The sequence below is a fragment of the Streptomyces sp. NPDC002446 genome, from assembly GCF_053595675.1.
On sequence record NZ_JBSFYC010000070.1, the window covers coordinates 14817 to 41075 of the forward strand.

Sequence of the window (26259 nt, forward strand, 5' to 3'; positions counted from 1 at the left end):
CAAGCCGAGTGCCGAGCGTCGAGCGTCGAGCGTCGAGCGTCGAGGAGCTCGTATCGGAATGGAGCGGCACGTTCTGCTACCGGCTGCGGAGGTGTGTGTGGGCGGCGCGGTATGCCTCCGCTGGGTCGGTGGAGACGCCGGGGGCGGGTTGCCAGGCGCCGTATCGGGAGCGGTAGGGGTACCAGCGGCCGTCGGTCCCGTAGCGCAGTTGGATGCCGGCGGCTGCGTCGGTGATGCGGTTGTCCTCGTATTCGACCGTTTCCATGGCGGCGGGCCTATGGGGCTGGATGGCCGCTTGAGCGTGTGCGAGGAGGTCGTGGTCGACGGTGAGCGGCTCAAGGTAGGTGGCGGCCCCGCCTGGGCCGCCGTAGGTGTAGGCGAGGGTGAGATGGCCCATGGTGACGATGTCCAGGTCCAGATGGCACATGGCGGCGTCGCGGAAGGGGACGCCGTGCGGGAGGGTGACGAACCGGGCGAGGTCGCTGCCGGCGTCGGGGCAGAGCGGTGGTTCGTCTCCGCCTAGGAGGGTCCCGGCGCGGTACGCGGCGTCTGCGACCAGCGCCTTCTGTGCCTCAAGTTCCGGTAGTGGGCTCGGGGGTGTGGTGAGGGAGCCGGTGAGCGCGGGGCGTGTGGTGGTGAGGTCGAGGTCGTTCGGTTCGGGGATCGGCGCTGTGGGTTCGGCGATCTGAGCGGGGATGGTGGCGGACGGCGGGTCGGGCGTGGCCGGTGCCGCAGGAGGTGCAGGGGCGGGTAGCGGAGTGGTGGATTTGGGGGCCGCTGCCGCCTTGGGGTGGGCGCGCAGGCGTTTCTTCAGGTGCTGGTGGGGGCGGCCGCGCAGGGTGAACAGCGGGGCGGGTGCGGTGCGGATCCGGTCGGCGAGGAGGCAGCCGACGGCAGCGGAGTGTACGCACGGGGCGCTGGTGGCTTCGGGGGTGCAGTTGCAGGTGTGGGACATGTCCTGTGGGGCGGGGACGAGCGGGATGCCGGCGGTATGGGCGGGGTCGGCGAGTCGGTCGCTGATGGCGGCGGTGCCGGCGATCTGTGCAGCGTCGGGGCGCGCGGTGATCGCGTCCTCGATGCGGTCCCACTGTTGGTCGGATAGTTCGGCAACGAGTAGGCGGGGTCGGGCTACCCGGCCCTCAGGCAGTGGGAACTTGCTGGTGGCGAAGCCTTGGTTGACGTTGAGTGGGCCGGCCGTGCCGGTGGTGAGCAGGCGCCGTCCGGCGTTGAGGATCGCGGGGTTTCCGACGGACGCGGTCAGAGCGGTTGTCAGGGCGCGGGCCCATCCGTTGGTGGTGTGCTGGATGTTCATCGCTGGCCTCCCAGGTGTACGAGGTCGGCGAGTTCACGGTCGGTGAGCTGGGTGAGCGCGTGGTCGCCGCTGGTCAGGACGGCGGAGGCCAGGGCGCGTTTGCGGGTGAGGAGTTCGTCGATGCGGTCCTCGACGGTGTGCTCGGTGATCAGGCGGTGGACGGTGACGGCCTGGTGCTGGCCGATGCGGTGGGCGCGGTCTGTGGCTTGGTCCTCGATGGCGGCGTTCCAGCTGCGGTCGTAGTGGATGACGTGGCTGGCGCGGGTGAGGGTCAGGCCGGTGCCAGCCGCCTTGAGGGAGAGGATCATCGCCGGGTGCCGGCCTGCCTGGAAGGCGTCGACCATGCGTTGCCGCTCGGCCAGCGGAGTGCCGCCGTGGAGGAAGAGCGGTTTGTGCCCGAGGTGGCCGAGGTGGGCGGTGAGCAGGTGGCCCATGGTGACGTAGCTGGTGAAGATGAGGGCAGACTCGCCACGGTCCCGGATCGTGGTCAGCAGCTCGGTGAGGGCCGCCGTCTTGGCTGAGCGTGCGCTGAACCTGGCCGACTCGGTTGCGGTGGGCGATTGTTCGCGGAGGTAGTGGGCTGGGTGGTTGGTGATCTGTTTCAGCGCGGTGAGCAGCTTGAAGACCAGGCCGTTGCGTTCGATGCCGTGGGTGATCCGGACCTGCTGGAGGGTTTCGCGGACGACGGCCTCGTAGAGGCCGGCTTGCTCGGTTGTCAGGCGCATCAGATGCGGACGGTCGATCTTGTCGGGGAGTTCCGGGGCGATACCGGGGTCGGTCTTGCGGCGCCGGAGCAGGAACGGGGCGACGATCCGGCCGAGTTCGGCGGCCTCTGCGGAATCCGGGGCCTTCTCCGCCGCATTCGCCCATCGGGACCGAAACACCTTCAACGATCCGAACAGGCCAGGGTTGGTCCAGTCCAGTAGCGCCCAGAGCTCAGAGAGGTTGTTCTCCACCGGGGTGCCGGTCAGCGCGAGGCGGGTGGTGGAGGGCACGGCACGCAACTGGCGGGCGGTGGCGGAGGTGGGGTTCTTCGCGTGCTGAGCTTCGTCGGCGATCACCAGCGCCCAGTGCCGGGCGGCGAGGCGGGCCTGGTCACGTCGCAGCACACCGTAGGTGGTGACCACCAGCGTGGTGTCGGTGACCTGCTCCAGGGTGCGGTCGGGCCCGTGGTAGGCGACAACTCGCAGCTCCGGAGCGAAGCGGGCTGCTTCGCGACACCAGGTGGTGACCAAGGACGCCGGGCAGATCACCAGCGCCGGTCCAGGGGTGTGCTGCTGGTGGTGGAGAGTGAACGCGAGCGCCGTGAGGGTCTTGCCCAAGCCCATGTCATCGGCCAGGACCGCGCCGAACCCGAAGTCGGCGGTGCGGGTCAGCCAGGTCAGGGCCCGTTGCTGGTAGTCGCGCAGTGTCGCCCGTAACCCTCCTGGGACGGGGACGGCGTCGGGGTGTTGCTCGCCCTTGCGCAGTACGTCGATCATGTCGGCGAGCGCTCCGACGGGCCGGCAGGGCACGACGTCGTCGGCAACGGTGATGGTGCCGGTCAGGGCGGCGGTCAGCGCCTGAGTGCCGGGAAGTCGGCCCAGGAAGCGGTGGCGTGCTCGTCGTCGCAGGGCCGGGTCGGCCAGTACCCACTGTCCGCGCACCCGCACCAGGGGTCGGGCGGCTTCGGCGAGGGCGTCCATCTCTTCTTGGCTCAACTCCGTTCCGTCCAGGGCGATTTGCCACCGGAAGTCCAGCATCGCGGTCACGGTGAACCGCGGCCGCTCCCCTGTGCCCGCCGGACGGTTGGCGGCGCCGTCGCCGGCCTTCTCTTCGGTCCCGACGACTGCGGCCGTCTGCAGGGCGGTGCGCAGCCGCTCGGGCCATACGATCCGCACGCCGTTGCGGGTGAGTTCCGGCTCCTGCTCCAGCAGCGCCTCGATCGCCAGGGCGTGCAGGGTGCAGCGCTGCGGGTTGTCCGCCCCGGCCAGCGCGGCCATCGCCGGGCACAGGCGGGCGGCCCGCCGCAAGGCCCTCCGTACGCGGGGGCGGACTGCGGCCGCTGTCTCGCCGTGCAGGCGGGCGGTGCCCGACCACATGTGAGCGGCAGGCACTTCGTATGCGGTGTCGGGTCCCGCGTCGGCGGGCGCCAGGTGGAGGTCGGCGGTGAGCCGGCCGCACGCGGCCTCGTCGTCGCCGGGGTGCTGGACGCGCAGGATCAGCAGCGGGGCTGGGCCGCCGTCGACCTGGTCTTCCACACCGTCCAGCCACCTCCGCGCCCCGCCCAGGTCCACGCGGTCAACGGGTCGTGGTTCGGGGGCCGTCCATGGACCGGCGCCGAACAGGTCGGCGGCCGGAGTGCGCACGAGCGCGTCGGCCACGGCATCGCAGAAGTCGGCGAGCACTTGGCGGGCCGGGACTCCGGGGGGTACGGCGCCGGGCGGCGTGGCTGCGGCAAGGGCCGCAAGCGCGTCTTCGGCGTCCGCCGGGATCGGGCCCACGCGCCACACCGCCCGCTCGTGGTCGTCGAGGGCGGGGTAGATCAGCTGGGCATGGACGAGCTGCAGGGCGATGTGCAGCGCGCGCTTCCAGAACACCACCGTCGCGCTCGTATCGGCGTCGGCCCGGCGCAGGACCGGAAGGCCTTCCATGACCGGAGCCCACCAGCCGGCGGCGCTATCGGGGAGGCGCCTGGCGGCGAGCGGGGCCGGCAGGCCGGTCATCGGTAGTGCCCGCCGCCCGTTGTCCTGGAGCCACCACGACGCCGCCCGGTCGGCGTCGCCAGGCACGAACGCGAGCGCACAGCCGGATGAGAGCGCCTCCGACAGCAGTGCCTGCGCCGTCCGCTCCCCCACTTCCAGCAGAGAATGCTCCACGTCTCGCGTCCGGGCCGGCGCTGACGGGGCGGCTGGGACGTCTGGGGCGTCTGGTGCGTCTGGTGCGTCTGGTGCGTCTGGGGTGGAGCGGCCAGCCGTGGGTGCGGTGCCGTCGAGGGAGCTGAGCTTGCGCAGCAGTTTCAGCGCCGCTGCCTGGCGGGCCGCGGTCTTTTCCGGGCCGGTTGCGGTCGCCCGCACCTGGGTTTCGGTTGCCAGGTGTTGGCAGGAGTAGGTGCACTCCACGCGCGGGCCCAGCGCGCGCAGGCGCGCTTCCGGCTTGGTGATGACCTCCCGCTGGTGGTGCTTGTTGAGGTGCTTGACCGGATCCTGGCCCTGCGCCGGGATCGTGATCCTCAGTGTCTGGGCCGGCTTGTCCTCGACCTGCGCTGTCGGCTCGGGCAGGCCGGCCAGTTCGGCGAGCAGGGCGCACGCGGCGTAGTGCCGGGCTGTCTTGCGTGACAAGGCGGAGCGTGCCGAGCCTGTCCACGTCCGATCCGCCCGCAAGTGGGCCCGTAACCGGTGGCGGCCCTGCTCGTCGGGTGGCTCCTCTTCGTACGACAAGCCGTGGTCCTCGCCGTGCTGTTCGGCGTGCTGTTCGGCGTGCCATTGCAGCAGCTGCGCCGGAGCTGGTGGCATCCCCGCAGCTCGCTGAAGTGCCGCCGACCGTACGGGCTTCCACGCCTCGCCAGAAACAGTGAGGAGCAGCAGATACATTTCGCGGTGTCGTAGCCGTCCGGTGTGCGCGCGGCGCAGCGCCTCGTCCTTGAGTTCGGCGTCGGGCCCTTGTCCTGACTCCAGGGCAGAACGGAGGCGGTGCTCGAACACCTCCGACAGCATGCCGGGCAGGACCAGGCGTTCCGCCTCGCTGCCTGCCAGGTCGTCGCCGGGCAGCGCGACACCGGCGAGCCGGGCCAGTAGGGCGAGCGCGGCCCGGGCTTTGGCTTCGCGGCCGGTGCGGGCATGTTGTGCAGGCCCGGTGACTGTCGCGCCAGCGGGGCCGATCACGGCGGCGAAGGTGACCTGAGGGCTGGCGTTGCCTGTCTGCCCGGGCTCTTCGTACTTCGGGGGCGGCCACACCTCGATCTGGGTGTGCAGGAGCAGGACCTGCCTGGCTCGCTCCGGGTCGCCGGCCAGGACTTCGATCACCGCGCGCCGTGCCGGTGTCCAGCCCGGAGCATCTCCCGTAGCCAGCAGCACCAGCCGTATGTCGTGCACGGTCAGCAGCCCGGACCGGCAGCGCCGAACCGCGTCCTGTGCCATCGGAGCGTCGTACGCTTCCGATCCGACGAGCCTCTTCAGCGCCTCATGCCAACCATCGCCGTCCAGCGCCGCTGCGTCCTGCTCTCCAGTCCCAGGCGCCAGCGACGTTTCCAGACCGGTTACGGCCGTAGAACCCACTCCCACTCCTCAACACCCACGCGTCAGTGCCGGACCGCAGTCACTCACGGCAAGGACACCGCCACAGTAAGGCATGACCGGCATCCTGGTCCCACCCGCCGCTGAACCGTCCGTCCGTCTCCGCCCGCCCGCCCCTCCTGCCTGCCTGTCTGCCTGTCTGCCTGCCTCGGCACTGAGCATGCGGGTTCTCCAGGACGGAGCCATCGTGGTGGCCAGACGGGACGGGGGCCGGTTCGCTGGGTGCCCGGCGGCTCGGCGGCCCGGAGGCCCGGCAGCCCGGTCAATCCAGCTCGGTGGCATTGACGGCGGAGCGGGGCCGGTTGCGTGCCCTTCTGCCGCTACAGGGGTCGTGACGGTGTCCGGGCCGATGACAGTGTCGGTCGGTGGCGGGCTTGGCGGCGCGGACGAGGGTGGGCCCCGTCCCGCCGCACGCCGTGGCGTCGCCCACAACTACGTGATGGCCGAAGCCACTTGATCAGCCGGCCCGAACCAGGCACCGAGCCATCAACACCGCGAACCCGCATGTTTCCTCGAACCGCATGTTTCCTCGAACCGCTCGACAGCAGTTGTCCATGCGTCTGCCCCCGTGTCTCTGATCCTCACCGGGGATTGCAGGTAGAGGACTCGCGGACGGGACGCTCGTCGGGTACAGGTTGGAGAGGGGCCTGGCTGCTGCCGCGTCGGCCCGCGCCCGCGCGTGTGGGCCGGCCCAGGACGACTCCGGCCAGGACGAGTGCCAGCCCGCACAGTTGCTGGGCGGTCAGCTCCTCTTCGGCGACTACCATGCCGAGCAGCACGCCGGTAACGGGGTTGAGCAGTCCGACCAGGCCCACTGTCCCTGCGGGCAGGTGCCGCAGTCCGGTGAACCAGGCGGCGAAGGCCAGCGCGGTGGCGACCAGGGTGACGTAGCCGAACGCGAGGAGCGCCGGTGTGGAGAGTGCCGGCGGACGGCCCTCCACGGCTGCGGCGACCGGCAGCAGGAACAGTCCTCCTGCGGTGAGCTGCCAGGCGGTCGAGGCGAGCACATCGGCACCGGTGTTCCACCGCTTGGTCAGTATGTGGCCGAAGGACGACACGAGCATGGCTGCGGCCGAGGCGAGGACTCCCGGCACGCTCACCCCTCCCGCCCCCGTGAGCAGCATGAGACAGACCCCGCTGAGCCCGATCGCGGCGCCGACCAGGTGCGCGAGGCCGGGGCGCTCGGACACCAGGGCCCAGGCGATGAGCATCATCGCCAGCGGGGACACCGCCATGACGGTCGAGGCGATGCTCGTGGGGAGCAACTGGGAGGCGGCGTAGACGAGCACGAAGAACACGCTCACGTTGAGCAGCCCGAGCACCGCGGACCGCCACCACCAGGCGCCGTGCGGTCGCCGCCTGCACAGGCCCAGCAGGACGAGGCCAGCGGGCAACGCCCGCAGGGCGGCCCCATACAGCGGGCGGTCCGACGGCAGAAATTCATGGGTGACGTAGTAGTTGGCTCCCCAGGCCACCGGCGCGACAGCGGTCAGTGCCACCCATCGCATATTAGCTTCCATGGAAGACAATATAGCTTCCTGGGAAGCTACCATGGTGTCCATGGACGACCCGCAACCACTGGACCGCGTAGCCCGCATCCAGGCCGACTGGCGCCGCGAACGACCCGACCTCGACATCGCTCCGCAAGGCGTGATCGGCCGAATGCACCGCCTGGCCGACCAGCTCACCGAGGAACTCTGCCTCGTCTACGGGCGCTACGGACTCAGCGAGGGAGAGTTCGACGTCCTGTGCGCACTGCGCCGCACCGGTGAGCCCTACGAACGGGCACCCGGCGAACTCGCCGCCCACACCATGGTCACCACCGGCGCGATGACAAAGAGAATCGACCGCCTGGAGCGCGCCGGACTCGTCACCCGCCGCCGCTCCGACGACGACCAGCGCGGCCGGATCGTCGCCCTCACCCGGCCCGGACGCGAACTCATCGACCGGGCGTTCACCGACCACATGCGCAACGAACGCCGCCTGCTGGACCTGCTGACACCCGCCGAAACCCAGGCACTCGAAGGGCTGCTCACCACCTGGCTCTCCCGCATGGAAAATCCGCGTCCGTCCGACAGCAGGTGACCCACCGCCTCAGACCCACCCCGCGGCAGCCGCAGACCGCCGACGGGCGCCTGGTCGGCAACATGACAAGCCCAGCCCCGGACCGGCCCGGCCCGGCGCCCCATCGGCGATGCTCGCGAACGGTTACGACGTCCCGCTGCCGGTGCCCTTGCGCTCTTCCGTGAGGGCGCGCGCCTTCTCTCGGTATCGGTATCTCAGGTCGGCCTGCCGATGCCACAGCCTGCCCACCAAGGCGACCACGACGGCACCGGCGAGCCCTGCCACGGTCGATGGCCACCCGGACATGGACGCCTTGAGGGCCGTTCCCACGCAGATGGCCACGGCGACCGCACCCGCGAAGAACACCCTGCCGTTGGGCGGTCCCGGTTCCTTCCGATTCATTACGACACCTAGGCCGGCCCTCTGACGTGCCGTCATACGCATAAAGCTATGTCTTTCCTTTCAAGTCCACTGGAAGCGGGCGCATGCGTCTCTGTCCGATGTATGCACACCAAGATCAACATCTTTGGCTGACGGCTTGCAAAGTGCGTTTACCGACTTGGGGCACCATTTGCCAGGGGTTTACAAGTAGTGACATATCCATTCCTCGCGAGGCAGGCGGGCACTGGGCGGGCCTCCTCGCAAAACCGCCGCTGGAAATGCTGCGCTGCCGCACCTGACCGGCCGACTGACCGGACGCGAACCGGTTCGACCGGCACCACCCGTTGGAACAACTCCCACGGCCCGTCAGGGACACATCGCTCCGCTACTACGGTCGCGGAGAAACAGCCCACCGATCACGCCAAATGCGACGACCTCCAAGGACGTCGTCGCGGCTCCCACCCCGTCCAGCCTGACAAGGGGAACACAAGGGGAGCACAAGGGGAACTACCCTGCGCAGCAGTCGGGCAGGGCCACATCCCCGCGCCACCCAACCGTCGCACCGTCACGCCGGGCTACAGCTCGGTGTCTTCGGCCAGTTGGCGCACCACGTCCCCTAGGTCATGGCGGCGTTCGAACGCCAGCCGCTGGCGATGGGCGCTGGAGCCGTTCCGGCGCAGCGCGGTCAGTGCACGCTCGACGTAGCCCAGGTCGCCGACGGCCTCCAGGTCGAAGGCGAGCACCTCGACGAGCGCGTCGGCGAGAGCGGCCGCGGGGCGCAGGGCACCGGTCAGCGGGTCGACACCTTCTCCCTCGAACCCGTCACGGGCTGCCCGCCAACGGGCCATGCGCAGCAGGTCGTCGGGGATCTGTGGGACGGGCCGTTCCTCGCGTACGGCGCGCAGCCCCCGGGCCACCAGAGCCCGGCTGAGAGCGGCCTGCAACAGGGTCCCGTCCAGGCTCGGGGAGACGTCGGCGGCCCGCATCTCCAGCGTCGACCAGTTCGGGGAGGGGCGCATGTCCCAGTACGCCATCTTCTTGTCCAGTGCCGCGCCAGTGGCGAGCATCCGGTGCACGGTCTGCCGGTAGTGGGCGGCGGAACGGAAGACCGGCGGTACGCCGGCCGTGGGCCAAGAGCCCCAGGCGACCGCCCGCCAACTGGCATGGCCGGTGTCGAGCCCGTTGCAGAAGGGCGAGTTGGCGCTCAGGGCGAGCAGGGTGGGCAGCCAGGCGCGCACATGGCCCATGACTCGGACCGCCGTGTCCTGGTCGAGGGTGCCGATGTGTACGTGGCAGCCGCAGTGGACGATGGTGTGCGTCAAGGCACCGAACCGTGCCGCCTGCTGACGCCGCCGCTCATTGTCCAAAAGCCTCGGCGGCCCCGACAGCGCCAGCACCGGTGCCGCGCCGGCGATCAGTCGGCAACCGTGCTCGCCGGCCGCCTTGGCAAGCCGGCGCCGCAGCATCAACAGGTGACAGCGCAGGTCCTGGAGCGTGTGGGTGACCGGGGTAGCCAGCTCCAGCTGGTGGCAGGTGCCCTCCAGTTGGACCGTGCCGGAGTCGTCGGCCAACTCGGCCACCACCTGCTCGGCGGCCCCGGCGACCTGCCCGGTGCGGGCATCGACCAGGAGGAACTCCTCCTCCACGCCAGTCGTCAGCGGCATTGGTGACGCTCCATGGGGAGGCTCGGCGGTTTCGGCATGGCCCGGCCCGGCGGGCGGGCCCGGTGGGTACCAGGTGTCTGAGCGAGTGTTCGACCCCAGAATCCACAGCCAACCAGGAGTGAGCAAGATGGCGACACCTAGCACATTGACCTGATGTGGGCGGATTTATTGTGGCTTAGATCCCTCACGGATGGCGCGACGATGGCGGGAATTTACCTGGAACCAGCTCCGCTCGACCTCGGCCAGATACCGGGCCAGCCCGAGCAAAGACAGGCCAGATAGTGGCACGGCCCGGTCAACCAGGCGCGCTCGCCGGCTGTCCGCGGTGGTTCCGTCCGCTACTCATCAGTCATCCGGGCATCGTGCCGATGTTCCAGCACCTCATCCTCATCCTCATCCTCCCGATTTCCTGTACCTAAGCGAGATCAGAACCTCCTGGCGGCCGCCTGCCTCTCCCCCCGCCCGTTCAAGCACGCCCTGAAAGTCGATTCCAACACGGCGAGCTAGCTTGCTAGGATGCTAGCATCGCACTCGTGAGTGATGAGGAAGTCAAGCAGTTCAACGTCTACCTGCCGATCGGGCTGATCAAGCAGGTCAAGTTCCGCGCCATCGAGTCGGGCATGTCGCTGTCGGCGTTGGTTGCTGACGCGCTGCGCGCCTACCTCGACGACACCCATGGGCACACACAGCAATCGACCGAGAAGGAGATCTGACATGGCGACCGAAGGAATCGAGGCCGTGTTCCTGACGACCCATAACTGGGGTAAGGCGGCGAAGTTCTTCCAGACGCTGGGCTACGAGTTGGAGTTCTCGACCGACCACAACTCCGGCCGGCTCCGCAACGGCGACGGGCCGTATGTCTTCATCGCCGAGATCCCCGAGGACCAAGAGCCCCAGACGCAGATCGTGCTGAAGGTTCCTGATGCGGACACGTTCCGTCCCGATCCTGCCGTCGAGGTGGTCACGCCGTTCGAGGACACCCATTACGGAACCAAGGAGATGACCGTCCGCGACCCCGACGGGCGTCTGTGGAGCCTCCAGGCTCCCGCCGAAAACTGACCGCAGCGAAAGAAGAAATAAGGGGGAACCACCATGGCACGCGAGCAGATCGAGGCAGCGCCGGACAACACCGCGGTGCGCACCGCCCTCTGGCGGGCACTGCATGTCCAGGCCGACCCGCCACCGCACGTACTCAAGGACGAGATCGGCCTGCAGCTGGCGGCTCCCGGCCCTGACTGGCGCCACCGCCCCGACATGGACCTGCACACCACCAGCGGAATCCGGGCGGCCATCGTGGTCCGCGCCCGTTTCATCGAGGACCTGATCACTGAGCAGGCCGACCGCGGCATCACTCAGTACGTCATCCTGGGAGCCGGCCTGGACACCTTTGCCCAGCGCAGGCCAGAAGTCGCCTCCCGCCTACAGGTCTTCGAGGTCGACCAGCCCGGAACCCAGGCCTGGAAGCGCCACCGCCTGGTCGAACTCGGCTACGGCATCCCCGACTGGCTGCACTTGGTGCCCGTCGACTTCGAAGCGAGCGAAGACTGGCTGAAGAAGCTGACCGCTGCAGGCTTCGATTCCAGCCGACCGGCGGTCGTCGTCTCCACCGGCGTCACCATGTACCTCTCCAAAGACACCACCGCGGCTACTCTGCGCCAGATCACCGGGCTCGCACCCGGCTCGACGCTCGCCATGACCTTCCTGCTGCCGACCGAACTGCTCGACGCCGCCGATCGCGCCGGCCTCCGGGCGAGTAGGGAAGGCGCGCAAGCATCCGGAACGCCGTTCATCAGCTTCTACACCCCGTCCGAGATGCTGGCGCTGGCTCGCGAAGCCGGTTTCGAAGACGCCCGACACGTGTCAGGAGCTTCGCTCGCCGAGCGCTACTTCGCCGATCGCGCCGACGGCCTCCGCCCGTCAAGCGGAGAGGATCTACTGCTGGCCACCACCACCTGACGCCCCCTGAACGCCATCTATTGTCAACTGTCAACCCTTCGACAACGCGAGTTCAAGTTGCAGTAATTGCCTTGACTGGCAAGTGAGTTGAAAAACACGTCACTCTTTGCGAGGCGGGTTCTTACGGGCTTCCGGGGGAGTGAAATGCACGCTACGCCGGATCCGTGTGTGCATTCTTGCCGGGGTGCTGATTCCACACCCCCTTTCCCTGGAAAAGTGACGTGTTGACTCACATATGATTTTCCCCCGGCATCTCCATGCCGGGAACGTCAGCCCAAGAAGACAAGGAATCACCGTGCCCTCCACCGTGAGCGACCCGAAGACCAAGCCGGAGGTCCCGAACCTGCCCATCTGGCTCACCCTCCCCGTCGGCTTTGTCGTCGCGTTGATCCTCGGCGAGCACTACGGCTGCCCGTGGTGGTTGCGCTCCATTGTCGTCATCGCTGTCATCCTCATCATCGAAGCTGCCAATCAGGCCGTACGGCGCATGGCAAGCAGTAGGAAGGATCTGGGCCGGGGCTCGAGCCTGTAGCCCTGTGACCTGCGACCTGCGTCCTGCGGCGAGGGCATTGACGAGGTAGGACCGGCTCGCCATCGGGGGTCAGCGGGAGCTCGGAGATGCTCGTTGGCTGACGGGACGTGGGCAGGTCTCGGGACCGCCGGATCGGGGAGAAGAACAGGATCAGAGCGGCGAGCGGGACCCCCGCCGTTGTGATCGCCATTGCCGTGCGGATGCCGAGTACGGTTCCGAGGACGCCGCCGAGCAGTGCTCCGAGAGGGATCGTCCCGTAGCTGAGGAATGCGGTGCTTGCGGTGAGACGGCCGAGGAGATCCGGCGGGCAGTAGCGTTGCTGGAAGCTGGCCTTGATGACGTTTCCGGCAACGACGCCTGCGGAGACGCAGAAGCCGCCTGTCACAAAGAGCAGGAGCCCCGGTCCGCCGGTGGTCAGCGGGATGAGCAGAGCGAGCGCGGGAAGTCCCAGTTCGAACAGCAGCGTGGCGCGGGCCGTGCCGATCCGGTCGGCGACCGGGCGTGCGACGAAGGCTCCGGCCACACCTCCGGTGCCGGCAATCGCGATGAGTGCGCCGACCGGCCCGGGCGCCAAGCCGACGTTCCGGACCAGGAAGGCCACCTGGATTGACTGGTATCCCATCAGGGCCAGGTTGGAGGCTGCCCCGAAGAGGGTCAGTGTGCGCAGCCAGGTGTCCTCGGCGATCAGTCGCAGGCCTTCGTGGACTCCGCTGACCAGTGTTGTGGGGCGGTGTTCGGACCCGGTGAGGCGTGGCTCGCGGTACCGGATGCCTGCCAGGCAGAGGAGGGAGACGAGGAATGTCGCGGCGTTGGCGAACAATCCGTTCACGGCACCTGCCAGCTGTGCGATCAGGCCGCCGGAGCCGAGCCCGGCGATCTGCGCGGCGGATGCACTGCCGTGCAGTCGGGCGTTGCCCTCGGGCTGGTCATCGGGTTCCAGAATGCTGGGGAGATAGGCGCTGTAGGCGGTCTGGAAGAACACGGCTGCCGTGCCCGTCAGCAGTGCGACGGCCAGCAGTAGTCCAATAGTCAGCCAGCCGAACCATGCGGCAGCCGGGACGGCAGCGAAGAGCAGGAGGGAAGCCGTGGCCGCGGCCACCATGATCGGCCTGCGCCGCAGCCGGTCCACCCAGACACCTGCCGGGAGACCGATGATCAGCCAAGGGGCCCAGGTGGCGGCGCTCAGCAGACCCACCTCGAACGTGCTGGCGTGCAGGGCGGAAACGGCTATCAGTGGCATCGTCACCCCGGTGACGGCGGTGCCGAACTTGCCGGCGGTCTCGCCGCACCACAGCAGCCGGAAATCGCGGTGGCGACGCAGAAGGCCACCTCGTACGCCCTGGCTCATGTGGCGCCACGCCCCTTGCGGGGAAAGGACTGGAGCTGCACGACGACCGGGAGCACGTCCGGAGCGGGCTCGGCGTCCGGGGCAGGGGTGTGGCGGGCGATGACGGCCGTCAGCTCGGCGTTGAGCGCCTTCAGCTGATCAGGCGTCAGCCGCAGGTCACGCCAGTCCGCGATGGTGCCGGCGCTGCGCCACATGTCGTCCCAGTCCTCGCTGACGTAGGTGGTGACACGGTGGAAGTACTGCTGCACCAGCTCGTGCAGGTAGACCGACAGCGCGCCCCGGGTGTCCGGATCGTCGCGGAAGTCGGCGGTGTTCAACTCGTTGGTGATTCCGACTCTTCGCCACCAGCGCTCGCGCTTTGTGCCCCGTCCGGTCTCTTCCTCGATGAAGCCGTGCTCGGCGAGGTGGCGCAGGTGCCAGCTGATGGTGCCGGTGTTCTCGCCGAGGCGTCCGGCGAGGCCGGTGGCGGTGGCGGGGCCGTCCAGGCTGAGCAGTTCGAAGATGTTCATCCGTAGCGGATGGGCCAGCCCCCGCAGACTGCGTGCATCGATGCGCCGAGTGGGCCTTGATGTGCGTTCAGATTCGCCGGACAGATTCGCCGGACATGACAACAGCGTATTTTGCAGAGTCTTCTCTGCAGAGGAGACTCTGGAGCAATTTGCCGGGCCTTGGCATGGGACTGGACTGGACCCGTCGCCGGCTCGGTGAGCACCTGGAGGGCAGGCCAGGCAGGAGGGCCGTGTCCTACATGTGGGCGATACCCCCACTCCCCCACTCCCCCGCATCCCCCGCGTCCCCGGTCAGCCGGGCACGTCCATGCGTTGCGTGCCGACGACGGACAGCAGCCGCAGTGCCTCTTCCGACGGTGAGCCGGGTGCGGCGGTGTAGATGACGACTCGCTGGTCCCGGTCGGCGATGTCCAGGACGTCGCAGTTGACGGAGACGGGGCCGACAAGGGGGTGCTCGAAGGTCTTGCAGAGGGTGGGGCGGTCGGTGACGTCGTGGGCGGCCCAAATCCGGCCGAACTCCTCGCTGCCGAGGAGGAGTTCCTTGACCAGGCCGGTCACCTCCGGGTCGTCGGGGTAGCGAGCCGCGGCGGCGCGCAGGTGCTGGACCGAGGTCCGGGCGAACTCGTCCGCGTCCGAGACGCCGTACAGCCGTCGGCGGTCGCGGTGGGGGCCGAGGAAGGCGCGGCGGATGAGGTTACGGTCCCGGCGCGCCAGGACGGAGAAGTCCTCCATCAGGGCAGCGGCCAGGTCGTTCCAGGCGATGACCTCGTACGTCGCCGACAACACGATCGCCGCCGCTTCCGGTATCCGGCGGAGCAGGTCGACGATGCTCGGCCGTACCTCCCGCGAGGGCCCGGCCGATGGTCCGGGCGGGGCACCGGCGAGGTAGTGGAGGTGGTCCCGCTCGGCGTCCGACAGGCGCAGGGCGCGGGCGAGTTGAGCCAGCACCTCTCGCGAGGGGTGCGGGGCGCGAGCCTGCTCCAGTCGCGTGTAGTACTCGGTCGAGATGAACGCCAGCTGCGCCACCTCCTCGCGACGCAGCCCCGGGGTGCGGCGGCGGGGCCCGGCGGGCAACCCCACGTCGGCGGGGGTGATGCGCTCGCGCCGGCTGCGCAGGAAGCCGGCCAGTTCTCGTCGATCCACCATCCCAGTGTCTCGCGGCACCGAGATGCCCAGCCAGGTACTGCCGGTGCCTGGATGAGCGGAGCGGCCGAACGCAGGCTCGTCGGCATGAACAACACACCGATCACGCCCACCACGACCTCCAACCTGCTCTCCGGCAAGGTCGCCTTCGTCACCGGTGCCGGCCGCGGCATCGGCGCGGCGTCAGCGCGGCTGTTCGCCCGGGAGGGTGCCCGCGTACTCCTCGCGGCCCGCACGGAGGACCAGCTCAAGGCGGTGACCGAGGAGATCCGGGCGACCGGCGGCATCGCGGACTACGTGGTGTGCGACCTGGGCGACCCGGCGAGCGTCCGTGCCGCCGTCGACCGGTCCGTGGAGCTGTACGGCCGGCTCGACGTGGCCTTCAACAACGGCGCGACGGGCCAGCCGCCCGGCCCGATGGATCAGCTGTCGGAGGCCGATTTCGACCACGTCTGCGCCGTCAACCTCAAGGGCCCGTGGCTGGCCATGACCGCCGAGATCGCCGCGATCCGCGCCACCGCGAAGCGCGGGGCCATCGTCAACACCTCCAGTGTCGGCAGCCTGATGGCCAACCCCTGGCTGCCCGCGTACGGCGCGGCGAAGGGGGCGGTCAACAGCCTCACCGCATCGGCAGCCGCCACGTACGGCCCGGAAGGCATCCGCGTCAACGCCATCGCGCCGGGCACCACGCTCACCGAGATGCTGCACGAGTGGGAGGAGAAGTCCCCCGGCACCATTGAGCAGCTCAACGCCCAGACCCCGCTGGGCCGCGCCGCCGATCCGGACGAGATCGCCCAGGCCGCCGCCTGGCTTCTCAGCGACCGCTCGTCCTACGTCACCGGCACGGTCCTCCGGGTCGACGGCGGCATGCGGGCCTGAGTACCCGTCAGGCCCTGATCTTCCAGCCGTCATCAGCCCGACTCCGCTGGCGCGCTCTCGCTGCAGATGCGACGTGAAACCGTACGACCCCTGAGCGTAGTGACAGGCATCACGCAGCATCACGCACCTCCGCTACCCGGAATGTCGGGTGGCGGCTGCAAGGACGTCACCATCTCCCTGGACGACGGCGAGGGCGCATCCCTCAGCGACGATGCCTCCGCCGCGGGCTTCGCCTACAAGACCGTCTCTTCCTCCGGGCCCGGAGGAAATCCGGGCCCGGAGGAAAGATGCTGGCCAAGACCGTCAGCCGGCCCTGGCACCACGAGACCGCCAAGAAGGTCCGCGGCTGGGGAACCATCACCGCGAACTTCACCGGAACGGCCAGCACCCGCGCCTGGACCTCACTCGACGACGGAGCCGGTGCGAAGTGACGCACGACCACCACCGCCTCCACCTTCGACACGGTCGCCGGGCGCGTCAAAGAGGTCAGCGACCGCGGCGACGACGCGACCACCGACGACGACCGGTGCACCCGCACCACCTACGCCACCAACACCGACAAGAACATCCTCACCCTGCCCGCACGGGTCGAGACCGTGGCCACCGAATGCGGCAGCAGCCCGGACCGCTCCAAGGACGTCATCGCCGACGTCCGCACCGCATACGACGGCGGCGGCTACGGCGCCGCGCCCACCAAGGGCGACGCCACCGCCGTCGCCAAGCTGAAGAAGCACGACGGCACCACGGCCACCTATCTGGAGTCCGGCACCGCATACGACGGCTACGGACGTCCCCAGAAGGTCACCGACCTCAGGGCCGACGTCACCGCCTTCGGCGACAGCACGCCCACCCGCACGGTCCGCGCCGACGGCCGCACCACCACCACGGCCTACACCCCCGCCACCGGCTTCCCCACCAAGACCACCGTCACCACACCGCCCGCCGACGCCAAGGACAGCACCACCGCCCAGACCACCACCACCGAACTCGACCCGCTGCGCGGCCAGCCCGCCGCCACCGCCGACACCAACGGCAAGCGCACCACCCTGAAGTACGACGCACTGGGCCGCTCGGTGAAGGTATGGCTGCCCGACCGCGGCTCCCTGCCCACCTAGGAGGGCAAGCCGGCTGCCGTCGCCACGTACACCCTCAACCCCAGTACTCAGTCGCAGACGGTCTCCTACACCCTCTACGACGGGTACCTGCGCGCACGGCAGACCCAGGCGCCCGGCCCGACGGCGGGCGGCTGATCAGTGACACCTTCTACGATGAACGCGGCTTGGCGGCGAAGACCTTCGCCCCGTACTACGCGCTGAAGAAGCCGGAACGGGAGTTGTTCAAGCCCGCCGACGCGCTGAGCGTCGAGACCCGGACCTGGAAGGCGTACGACGGTCTGGGCCGGGAGACCGAGAGCCGGGACGTCGCCGACAACGGCGAGGGCGGCAGGGTCCTCGCCGTCACCACCACCCGCTACGGCGGCGACCGCACCACCGTCATCCCGCCCCAGGGCGGCACGGCCACCACCACCGTGACCGACGCCCGCGGCCGCACCACCCAGCTCCGCCAGCACCACACCCGCTCGGCCGACGCGCCCGCCGACACCGTCCGGTACACCTACACGGCGGCGGATCTGCTGGCCGGAGTCACGGACGCGGCGGGCAACGCGTGGTCGTACACCTACGACCAGCTCGGCAACCAGGTCCAGGCCAAGGACCCCGACAAGGGCACGACGACGTCCACGTTCGACGACCGCGGCCAACAGGTCAGCACCACCGACGCCCGGGGCACCACGGTCGCCAGCGTCTACGACGGACTCGGGCGCAAGACGGAACTGCACGACAAGGCGGCAGACGGCCCGCTGCGCGCGGGCGGCAGGCGGCTGCCAGTATCAGTGCGGATGTGAGCGCCCCCGAGAGACTCGTTTTCCAGGAAGCTCCACAAATCCGCTACTTCTTCCCTGCCGACAGCTCCTTCGGTAAGTTCGAACGCGGGAATTTGCGCGAGGCGGTCCACGACCTCTGGAATGGGCCTACCTGCCAACCCGGCGACCTCTGCGAAAACATGGCATACGGAGTCATACCTATCGTCCCAGGGGGCTCCGGAGGACTACCCAGACCAATCCCGCAGCGTGCCATCCCCGACGGACCGGGACTCAGAACAGCCTCCGAGGCAAGGATCAGCCCGAACGATGCGCGGCGTATCCAAAATGCTGCGGATAAAATCGGGTACCCGATAATATTGGTCGGCAGCCCCGCCGGCGCCAAGGGCGGACCTAACCCGACTTCCGACTGGGAAAAGAGAGGGTACTGAATGCCGCATCGCTTCAATCTGTATGGCTTTCACGGGGAAGATCTCGATGAAGCCAAAAGGCTTGTATCCAGCGCTTTGGGAGTGAAATTCACATCGCGGGAAAGCTCCTTCAGAGGAGGGAACTATCTCTTACATCGGGGCTCAAACCTCTTCGAGATCACGATTGAGTCGAACTTTTCGGACGACGAAGGAATCCTCTCGGTCCCAGAATTCCCCCGGTATCCGACACTCATCTTCGTCAGCTACGTCACCTCGGAAGCAGAGCGTCGGCTGAACGCACAGGGTGAGATCGACCTGCTTCGCACCGAGACGGTTGAATAGCCGCGACCATTCTTCACAGCGCCATGGCTCTGCGGCACCTTCCCCCAACCTGCCATCGACCTGCCATCGACCTGCCCATGCATGCCCCTTGGCCGTGTGTGCGGTCGAGACGGTGGCCCTCTACCGGCAGATCCACCACAGCGGATCCACCACAGACCGGCTCAGCGCAGTTCGCTCGCCAGCAGGCCCATCGTGAACATGTCGTACCACTTGCCGTCGCGGCGGAAGACCTGGCGAAGACGGCCCTCTTCGACGAAACCGGCCTTCTCGTAGACCCTGCGCGCGGCATGGTTGTCCGTGACCACGGTCAGTGTCACCTTGTGCAGGCGCATGTCCTCGAAGCCGTAGCGGCAGATCGTCCGCACCGCATCGGTGGCGTAGCCCTGGCCCCAGTACGACTTCTCGCCCAGGTAGATGTCGAGTTTCGCGATGCCCTTCTCCGGCTCCGCGTCATGCAGCATGACCAGGCCGATCAGCGTGCCGTCGGCGAGCGCCTCGATGCCGAGGAGCACGTCGCCGTAAGCGTTGCGGGGGCGCTCGTCCAGTCCCCTGCGCACCTGTTCAACCGTCTGTGCATAGGTGTCGTCCATCCACCGCATGACCTCAGGGTCGTGATTCCAGCGCCACAGCGCCTCGGCGTCCGCCGGGCCCATCGCCCGCAGTTGCACCAGTTCTCCGAGTGCCACGCCCACCTTCCCCTTACGTTACGCACACCGTGATCATGTGATGAACCAGGAAGTGGTACCACGGCCGGGATTGCATGCTCAATGGGATTCCGCGCTGCCGAAACGCTGGCGGGGCATGGTGGCGGGGCATGTTGGGCAGTTGGACGATGGCCCGCCGCCGCCACGGGCGTATCGCGAGGCCAGCCGGCACCCGCGGCGTGCGGGGGCCGCAAGTGCCGGGGACGCGGCCCCCAGAGCCAGGGTGCGGCCGGATATCGCTACAGCGTCTGCGTGAACTCGTACTGCAGCTCGTAGAGGTGACCGGACTCGACCGTGTCATGGACTTCGACGGGGCGGTCGTGGTCGCTGTAGACCACTCGGAACGTTCGCAGGACCGGCACGTTGTTCGGCAGTCTCAGCAGGGCGTGCTGCTCTTGGGTGGGGATGCGGGCGGACACAGAGTCCACGCACCGGCGCGGCGGGTAGCCCAGCTGGGCCATGAGCGTCGAGATGCCGCCGCGGATCTTGCGATGGTCCATCATGGCGGTGCCGCGGACGATCTCGGCGGGGAAGTACGCCTTGACCAGTCCCGCCGGCTCGTCGTCGAACGTCAGGACCTGGGAGCGCAGCAGGACAGGGCTCCCCGCGTCCAGTTCGAGCGCACGGGCCACATGGGGCGGTGCCTCGGGCAAGACCTTGACCTCCAGCAGCGTGCTGTGGGCGCGTACGCCGCGCTTGCGGGCCTCGGTGATCCAGCGGTAGGGCTGCCCCGGATCGGACGGAGCCACGCTGCGCGAGGGGCGCATGGTCCGCTGCCGGTGTGCGAGGACGACGGCGTGCGATGCCGCGGCACTGTCTGCCCGTGGGGCGACCAGGCGTTCTGCTCGCAGGAGTTGCAGCACCTGGTCCACGGTCGCGCTCGATATGGCATAGCGGCGGCGGAGTTCGGCGGCCGGCAGGACGGCGCCGGGGCGTACGGCTCCGGACAGGATCTCGTCGCGTAGGTCCGCAGCGACGCGCTCGTGGAGGGGACGCGGGTCGGTGGTCTGCTCGCTTGTGGTCTCGCTTGTGGTCTGCTCACTTGTGGTCTCGCTTGTCGTTGACATGCCCCCGTTATGCGGGAACCGGACACCCCGCGGCCAGAGGGCCGTTCCAGCCAGAGCCCGAAACCACGAGCATCACCGGAACCAAGGTGTCGGCGGTTGGTAGTGGGCTATGCACCGTCGGGGTGGGCCAGGCCCGTTTGGTAGGCGATGACGACGAGTTGGGCCCGGTCGCGGGCGCCGAGTTTGGTCATGGCGCGGTTGGCGTGGGTTTTGGCGGTGAGGGGGGTGACGAAGAGGCGTTCGGCGATTTCGTCGTTGGACAGGCCGGCTGCGACGAGGGTGACGACTTCGTGTTCTCGCGGGGTGAGGGCAGCCAGTTGGGCGGGTGCGGCGGGGTGGCGTGGGGCGGGTTGGGCCAGGAAGCGGGCGATGAGGGATTTGGTGGCGGTGGGCGACAGGAGGGAGTCGCCTGCGGCGACCACGCGGATGGCGTTGAGGAGTTCGTCGGGATTGATGCCTTTACCGAGGAAGCCGCTCGCGCCGGCGCGCAGGGCCTCGGCGACGTATTCGTCGTTTTCGAAGGTGGTCAGGATGAGGACTTTGACGCCTGCGAGGTCTTCGTCCTGGCCGATGAGTCTGGTGGCTTCGAGGCCGTCGAGGTCGGGCATCCGGATGTCCATCAGGACCAGGTCGGCGCGGTGGGCGCGGGCGAGTTCGACGGCTTCGCGTCCGGTTGCGGCTTCGGCGACGACTTCCATGCCGGGTGCGGAGTCGATGAGCATCCGGAAGGTTCCGCGCAGGAGGGCCTGGTCGTCGGCGAGCAGGACGCGGATGGTCACGGTCAGCCCTTTCGGCCGGGTCGCAGAGGCAGCTCGGCGTCGATGCGGAAGCCCTTGCCGGGGTCCGGGCCGGCGGTGAGGGTGCCTCCGGCTGCTTTGGCGCGTTCGCGCATGCCGATCATTCCATGGCCGGTGCCGGTGCCGGATCCCGTGCCCGTGCCAGTGCCCGTGAGGGGGTTGGTGCTGGTGGCGGCGTTGGCGCCGGCGGGGTGGTGGTGTGGGGTGATGCGGGGGCCGTCGTCTTCGATGGTCAGGCGCAGGGCGTCGGGGAGGTAGTCGAGGTGGATGCGTGCCGAGGTGGGGCCGGCGTGCTTGCGGGTGTTGGTCAGGGCTTCCTGGATGATGCGGTAGGCCGCCAGATCGGTGATGGGAGCAAGCTGGCCCGCCTCGCCGGTGCGGGTGAGGGAGATGGTCAGGTCGCAGTGGCGGAAGGAGTCCAGCAGGTCGTCGAGGGAGGCGAGGGAGGGGGTCGGTTCGCGGGGTGCGACGGCGTCTTCGCTGTAGCGCAGGAGACCTACGGTGGTACGCAGTTCGTCGAGAGCCGCCCGGCTGGTGTCCCGGATCCGTTCGAGTGCTTGGTAGGCGTGGTCGGGGTCGGTGCGCATGAGGTGGTGGGCGACGCCTGCCTGGGCGTTGACCAGGGTGATGTGGTGGGCGACGACGTCGTGGAGTTCGCGGGCGATCCGCAGGCGTTCCGCGGTGACCCGGCGGCGGGCTTCCTCTTCCTTGGTGCGTTCGGCGCGTTCGGCCCGCTCGGTGGCGGCGGCGAGCACTTGGCGGCGGCTGCGGACGGCGTCGCCCAGCGCCACCGGGGTGAGCGTCCAGGCGATCAGGGCGATGGCTTGCGGGAGGTTCTCCAGACCGGGGCGGAAGATCAGCGAGGTGGTGATGAGGACGGTGGCCGCGCTCATTCCCACGAGCCAGGCGCGGCGGCGGCTGCTGCGGCGCGCCACGGTGTAGAGCGCGACGGCGGTGGCCGCGGGCGTAGGCCTGGGAAGCGGCAGCAGGACGAGTTGCGCCAGGTGGATGGCCACGGTGGTGACGGCGACGGCGAGGGGCCAGCGGCTGCGGACGGTCAGCGGCAGGCAGGAGACGGCGAGGGCGGCGACCGCGCCGGTGAGGGAGGCGTGGTCGTGGTAGGCGGTGCCGACGGCCACCGGGGCGGCCAGGGTGAAGCAGCCCGCGGTGACCATCAGGTCGCGCAGAGGCGGCGGAGCCGACCGTAGCTGCTGTCCCAGCCGGTGGAGGAACTGCACGCCTCCACGGTACGCAGCGGTGGACATGCGGGCTCCTTGCTACGGGTGGCGGAGGCGGGGTGGCGGGGGAGGCAGGCGGGCGGGCAGTGGGGTGGGGGTCCGCTTGCTACGGGGGGGCGGGGTGGGGGTCCGCGTGGGGTTGGGCGTCGGGTGGGATGGGGCTTCGGGTGGGATTGGGCTTCGGGTCGGGTTGGGCGCCGTTGGGTGGTGTCGCTGGCGCTGGCGCTGTCGCTGTTCGTGGCCGGTCGGTGACGGTGGGCCGGGGTGCTTTGGGCAGGATGGGGCCCGGGGGTGCTTGCGGTGGGGCGCGGGCCAGAGGTGCAGGTGCCGTAGGCGGGTGGCGTCCCGTGGCTACTGCGCCACCTCGATGGCCGATGCGGGGCAGCGGGCCGCTGCGTCGGTGACATGAGGCAGCGACTCGTGTGGTGGGGCGGCGTCGAGGAGGAGGACGGTGCCGTCGTCGTCTCGCTGGTCGAAGACGTCAGGGGCGGCCAGTACGCACTGGCCGGCTGCGACGCACTTGTTCCGGTCAAGGGTGATCTTCATCGGGAGCTCCGGTGGCGCGAAGTGGAGTGGCGGGGCGCAGGGTGGGCCGGGGGGCGCAGGGTGGGCCGGGCGGCTAGCTGGGCTCGTGCCGGTTCAGCTTCACCAGGTCACGGGCAGTTCATGGGCGCCGTAGACGAGCATGTCGTCGCGCAGGGGCACCTGCTCTACAGGGACGGCCAGTCGCAGGGTGGGGAAACGGTGCAGCAAGGCGGAGAGGGCTGCCTTCATCTCGACGCGGGCCAGTTGCTGGCCGAGGCACTGGTGGATGCCGTGGCCGAAGGCCAGGTGGGGGCGGTAGGGCCGGTGGATGTCCAACTGCTCGGGGTCGCCGGTGAAGTGTGCGGTGTCCCGGTTTCCCGATGCCAGACAGACCAGGACGGTGCTGCCTGCTGCGATGCGGTGGCCGTGGAGTTCCACGTCCTCCAGGGCGGTGCGCCGCAAGCCGAACTGAATGATCGTCAGGTAGCGCAGGAGCTCCTCGATCGCGTTGTCCATCAACGCCGCATCGGCGCGCAGCGCCTCGAGCTGGTCGGGGGTGCGCAGCAGGCACATGGTGCCCAGCGCGATCATGTTCGCGGTCGTCTCGTGTCCGGCGAGCAGCAGCAGTGCCCCGACACCGGCCAGTTCGGCGTCGGTCAGTTCGCCGGAGTGCACCAGGGCGCTGAGGATGTCGTCGGAAGGGTTCTCGCGCTTGGCGAGGGCGAGTTGGTGGATGTATCCGTGCAGCGCGTTGTGGGCCTGGTGGACTTCTTCGGCGCTGGCGTCGAGGCGGAGGAGCGTCGCCGAGTTGCGCTGGAATTCGGCCCGGTCGGTGTAGGGAACGCCGAGCAGTTCGCAGATCACCAGTGAGGGGACCGGCAGCGCGAAGGCCTGGACGAGGTCGACCGGTCCTTCGGTACGGGCCATTGCGTCGAGTTGCTCGGCGACGATCTGCTCCACCGCCGGAGTCAGCTGCCGCATCCGGCGGACGGTGAACTGTCCGGTGAGCAGCCGCCGGAAGCGAGTGTGCTCGGGCGGGTCCATCATGAGGAACATGCCGGGCTGCGGCGCGGGAGCCTCGTGCGTTTCGGAGTGGTCTGCGCCGGGCCGCAGGAAACGGCGCCGCGCGCTGAAGCGCGGGTCGGCGAGGACCGCCCGGGCATCTTCGTAGCGGGTGACCGCCCATCCGGTCATGCCGTCAGGGAACGTCATCGGGGTGACCGGCTGCTGCTCACGCAGGGTTCGGTACTCCGGCGGCGGGTCGAAGGGGCAGGACCGTGCAGTGGGCTGGGCCGTGGCGGGCTGAGCCGTAGTGGGCTGGGTCCTGGTGGGCTGGGTCCTGGTGGGCTGGGTGTGCGTCACGGGAGGGTCCTTTCCAGCTGGAGGGACGGATGGCGGGGTGACGGGGCCGTCGTATGGCGGGGTGACGGGGCCGTCGTGCGGTCGTCGGCGTGATGGTGATCGTGGTCGTCGGCGCGGTCGGCATCGTGACCGTCGGCGTGGTCGTGATCGTCGGCGTGGTCGTGGTCGTGACCGCCGTCGTGGGGGATGCAGCGGTGGTCTGCGAGGGCGCGGCGGTAGACGCGCCAGCCGAGCAGTACGCCGACGGCTAGGACGAGTGGCGCAAGGCTGTCGACGAAGCCGAGCGCGACGGCCTGGCCGGACAAGTACAGCGGCACCTGGACCGCCAGCATGGCCAGACTGCCGGCGAGGACGACCAGATTGCCCTTGATGAAGGCCCGGCGCCGGATCGCACAGCGGCGCCAGGCGGTGCCTTCCTTCGTGATCAGCCCGACGGCGATGCCCATCAGCGGCCATCGCAGCAGCATCATCACCGCGTTCGCCGCGACCATCACGCAGTGCACCATCAGGCTCGGCAGGAAGAAGTCGGCGGCCTGCCCGGTCTTCGCGGCCACGGCACCCTGGAGGCACACAAAGCCGAGGACGGCCAGTGCGCGCCGTGCCGACTGCCTGCGTGCCATCCGGTAGACGCTGACGCCGGCGGCGGCCGCCAGGGCCAGAGTCAGCGCGGTGGTGAGCCGGTGGGTGAGGGCAAAGCTGACGGTGAAGGCGAAAACGGGAGCGATATCGACCGCTGCGTGACGCAGCCGATCGCGTGCGGCTGCCGGGAGCGTGGGGGTGCCATCGTCCGCGTGGGCGTTGGGTGCCTCCGGGGCCATGACTGCTCCAGTTCTCATGCGGGTGGTGCGCGGCGCGGTGTGCTGCGATGTGCCGCGGTCTGCGGTCGGCTGTCGGGCGTTTGCGGCAGTTCCACCGTGCCGTGGTGGCCGCGGGGCTGTCGTCGCCCGTCCGCAGACACTTGCCCTGCCGCAGACGCAGTACGAGGCGGTGCCACCTACCGCAGACGCAGCCCCCGGCACGGCCACGCGGTACCTACCGGAAGCCCCGGGAACCCCGGAAGCCGACTTCCGACGGGCGTTGCCATGTCCTTCAGCCTCGCCGCGAGTGGCTCCTGCGCATCAATCCGCAGGTTTCCGCAGGTCCTGGTTGTTGTATTGACTTGGACTTTGTCGATCGTAGGATCGGTTCCGGGGTGGGCGGCCATGGCGGACGGTTGACGGACGACGGCGGGAACAGCACGTGATGCTTCAGCAGACGGGTCCGCTCCCCAGCTGCGTGCCGTGTGTGCCATGGATGAGGACCTGCCCGACCGGCTCACCACACACCCGACCGTTTCGCCGCCCGTAGTTCCTGAGCACCGTGATCCGCCTAGCCCGGAGGGATTCCCATGCCTGAGAACCAGAACGAGACCCAGAACCATGATGCGATCGTCACTGACGCGAAGCCGGAGGGCGGGGGTGGCTGCCCGGTCGCGCACGGGCGCGCACCGCATCCCACGCAAGGCGGCGGGAACCGTCAGTGGTGGCCGGAACGCCTCAATCTGAAGATCCTTGCCAAGAACCCGGCAGCGGCCAACCCGCTGGGCGAGGAGTTCGATTACGCAGCGGCGTTCAAGACGCTTGACCTTCCGGCGGTCAAGCAGGACATCGCCGAGGTGCTGACGACGTCGCAGGACTGGTGGCCGGCCGACTTCGGCCACTACGGCCCGTTCATCATCCGGATGGCGTGGCACAGCGCGGGCACCTACCGCATCAGCGACGGCCGCGGCGGCGCCGGCTCCGGCCAGCAGCGCTTCCGTCGGCAGCATCGCGGAGGAGGAGTTCACCACGAGATTGAGCGCGCTGCCGCCCTGGTCCACCGTGCGGCCGTGTTC

20 protein-coding genes and 2 pseudogenes are annotated in these 26259 nt (G+C 69.1%); 8 read left to right on the top strand and 14 right to left on the bottom strand.

Translation table 11 applies throughout. From position 1 onward, the window contains the following. Window positions 1–76: 76 nt before the first annotated feature. The 3 genes from ACWD6P_RS29915 to ACWD6P_RS29925 all read right to left on the bottom strand — a co-directional run bounded on the left by ACWD6P_RS29915 (window position 77) and on the right by ACWD6P_RS29925 (window position 7094). Window positions 77–1312 carry a hypothetical protein gene (locus tag ACWD6P_RS29915; protein ID WP_451447296.1) on the bottom strand — a complete coding sequence of 412 codons (1236 nt, stop codon included), beginning with the start codon at window positions 1310–1312 and terminating at the stop codon, window positions 77–79. Next, on the bottom strand, window positions 1309–5430 hold the full coding sequence (locus ACWD6P_RS29920) for an SNF2-related protein (protein WP_451447297.1): 4122 nt from the start codon (window positions 5428–5430) through the stop codon (window positions 1309–1311). The genes ACWD6P_RS29915 and ACWD6P_RS29920 overlap by 4 nt, the downstream gene beginning before the upstream one ends. Before the next feature lie 737 nt (window positions 5431–6167). Next, complete coding sequence (locus ACWD6P_RS29925) at window positions 6168–7094, bottom strand: EamA family transporter (RefSeq protein WP_451447315.1); 927 nt, start codon at window positions 7092–7094, stop codon at window positions 6168–6170. Between the two features lie 52 nt (window positions 7095–7146). Between ACWD6P_RS29925 and ACWD6P_RS29930 the strand changes: the two genes are divergently transcribed. Beyond that, a complete protein-coding gene (locus ACWD6P_RS29930; protein WP_451447298.1) occupies window positions 7147–7671 on the top strand; it encodes a MarR family winged helix-turn-helix transcriptional regulator in 525 nt (174 codons plus the stop codon). Between the two features lie 935 nt (window positions 7672–8606). Here the strand turns inward: ACWD6P_RS29930 and ACWD6P_RS29935 are convergent. Next, the gene (locus ACWD6P_RS29935; protein ID WP_451447299.1) at window positions 8607–9695 is read right to left on the bottom strand and encodes a carboxylate-amine ligase; all 1089 of its coding nucleotides are present in this window, start codon (window positions 9693–9695) and stop codon (window positions 8607–8609) included. A gap of 533 nt (window positions 9696–10228) precedes the next feature. Between ACWD6P_RS29935 and ACWD6P_RS29940 the strand changes: the two genes are divergently transcribed. Genes ACWD6P_RS29940 through ACWD6P_RS29950 form a run of 3 tightly spaced genes read left to right on the top strand, consistent with a single transcriptional unit; the run spans window position 10229 to window position 11651 of the window. Continuing rightward, complete coding sequence (locus tag ACWD6P_RS29940) at window positions 10229–10408, top strand: ribbon-helix-helix domain-containing protein (RefSeq protein ID WP_451447300.1); 180 nt, start codon at window positions 10229–10231, stop codon at window positions 10406–10408. 1 nt (window position 10409) lies between these two features. Further along, window positions 10410–10754 (top strand): VOC family protein, encoded by a 345-nt coding sequence (locus ACWD6P_RS29945; protein ID WP_451447301.1) that lies wholly within the window; start codon window positions 10410–10412, stop codon window positions 10752–10754. A 33-nt stretch (window positions 10755–10787) separates the two neighbouring features. Further along, window positions 10788–11651 (top strand): class I SAM-dependent methyltransferase, encoded by an 864-nt coding sequence (locus ACWD6P_RS29950; protein ID WP_451447302.1) that lies wholly within the window; start codon window positions 10788–10790, stop codon window positions 11649–11651. Between the two features lie 455 nt (window positions 11652–12106). On the opposite strand, the gene ACWD6P_RS29955 is transcribed toward ACWD6P_RS29950, so the two are convergent. The 3 genes from ACWD6P_RS29955 to ACWD6P_RS29965 form a co-directional block, all read right to left on the bottom strand. Beyond that, window positions 12107–13531: an MFS transporter gene (locus ACWD6P_RS29955; RefSeq protein ID WP_451447303.1), complete on the bottom strand. Its 1425-nt coding sequence runs from the start codon at window positions 13529–13531 to the stop codon at window positions 12107–12109. Beyond that, entirely contained in the window at window positions 13528–14124 is a 597-nt protein-coding gene (locus tag ACWD6P_RS29960) for a helix-turn-helix domain-containing protein (RefSeq protein ID WP_451447316.1), read from the bottom strand. The genes ACWD6P_RS29955 and ACWD6P_RS29960 overlap by 4 nt, the downstream gene beginning before the upstream one ends. Window positions 14125–14331: 207 nt before the next feature. Next, on the bottom strand, window positions 14332–15183 hold the full coding sequence (locus ACWD6P_RS29965; RefSeq protein WP_451447317.1) for a helix-turn-helix transcriptional regulator: 852 nt from the start codon (window positions 15181–15183) through the stop codon (window positions 14332–14334). An 87-nt stretch (window positions 15184–15270) separates the two neighbouring features. On the opposite strand from ACWD6P_RS29965, the gene ACWD6P_RS29970 reads away from it, so the two are divergent. The 3 genes and pseudogenes from ACWD6P_RS29970 (at window position 15271) to ACWD6P_RS29980 (ending at window position 18693) form a co-directional block, all read left to right on the top strand. Further along, window positions 15271–16062 (top strand): SDR family NAD(P)-dependent oxidoreductase, encoded by a 792-nt coding sequence (locus ACWD6P_RS29970; protein ID WP_451447304.1) that lies wholly within the window; start codon window positions 15271–15273, stop codon window positions 16060–16062. Window positions 16063–16194: 132 nt separating this feature from the next. After that, a pseudogene (locus tag ACWD6P_RS29975) lies at window positions 16195–17929 on the top strand (sugar-binding protein); the annotation flags it as partial. Window positions 17930–18372: 443 nt separating this feature from the next. Further along, window positions 18373–18693 (top strand): hypothetical protein, encoded by a 321-nt coding sequence (locus tag ACWD6P_RS29980; RefSeq protein WP_451447305.1) that lies wholly within the window; start codon window positions 18373–18375, stop codon window positions 18691–18693. A gap of 161 nt (window positions 18694–18854) precedes the next feature. Here ACWD6P_RS29980 and ACWD6P_RS29985 read toward each other — a convergent pair whose 3' ends face one another. From ACWD6P_RS29985 to ACWD6P_RS30015, 7 genes are all read right to left on the bottom strand, one after another. Then, complete coding sequence (locus ACWD6P_RS29985; RefSeq protein ID WP_451447306.1) at window positions 18855–19379, bottom strand: GNAT family N-acetyltransferase; 525 nt, start codon at window positions 19377–19379, stop codon at window positions 18855–18857. A gap of 257 nt (window positions 19380–19636) precedes the next feature. After that, a complete protein-coding gene (locus ACWD6P_RS29990; RefSeq protein WP_451447307.1) occupies window positions 19637–20464 on the bottom strand; it encodes a GntR family transcriptional regulator in 828 nt (275 codons plus the stop codon). Between the two features lie 107 nt (window positions 20465–20571). Next, the gene (locus ACWD6P_RS29995) at window positions 20572–21243 is read right to left on the bottom strand and encodes a response regulator (protein WP_451447308.1); all 672 of its coding nucleotides are present in this window, start codon (window positions 21241–21243) and stop codon (window positions 20572–20574) included. Between the two features lie 2 nt (window positions 21244–21245). Continuing rightward, window positions 21246–22526 carry a sensor histidine kinase gene (locus tag ACWD6P_RS30000; protein WP_451447309.1) on the bottom strand — a complete coding sequence of 427 codons (1281 nt, stop codon included), beginning with the start codon at window positions 22524–22526 and terminating at the stop codon, window positions 21246–21248. 324 nt (window positions 22527–22850) lie between these two features. After that, window positions 22851–23045, bottom strand: coding sequence for a ferredoxin (locus tag ACWD6P_RS30005; RefSeq protein WP_451447310.1), 195 nt, complete (start codon window positions 23043–23045; stop codon window positions 22851–22853). Window positions 23046–23144: 99 nt separating this feature from the next. Then, the gene (locus ACWD6P_RS30010) at window positions 23145–24386 is read right to left on the bottom strand and encodes a cytochrome P450 (protein ID WP_451447311.1); all 1242 of its coding nucleotides are present in this window, start codon (window positions 24384–24386) and stop codon (window positions 23145–23147) included. Beyond that, window positions 24383–25204 (bottom strand): DUF3159 domain-containing protein, encoded by an 822-nt coding sequence (locus ACWD6P_RS30015; protein ID WP_451447312.1) that lies wholly within the window; start codon window positions 25202–25204, stop codon window positions 24383–24385. Before ACWD6P_RS30015 ends, ACWD6P_RS30010 begins: the two co-directional genes overlap by 4 nt. A gap of 569 nt (window positions 25205–25773) precedes the next feature. Here ACWD6P_RS30015 and ACWD6P_RS30020 point away from each other — a divergent pair. Further along, window positions 25774–26259: pseudogene (locus tag ACWD6P_RS30020) on the top strand (hypothetical protein); the annotation flags it as partial.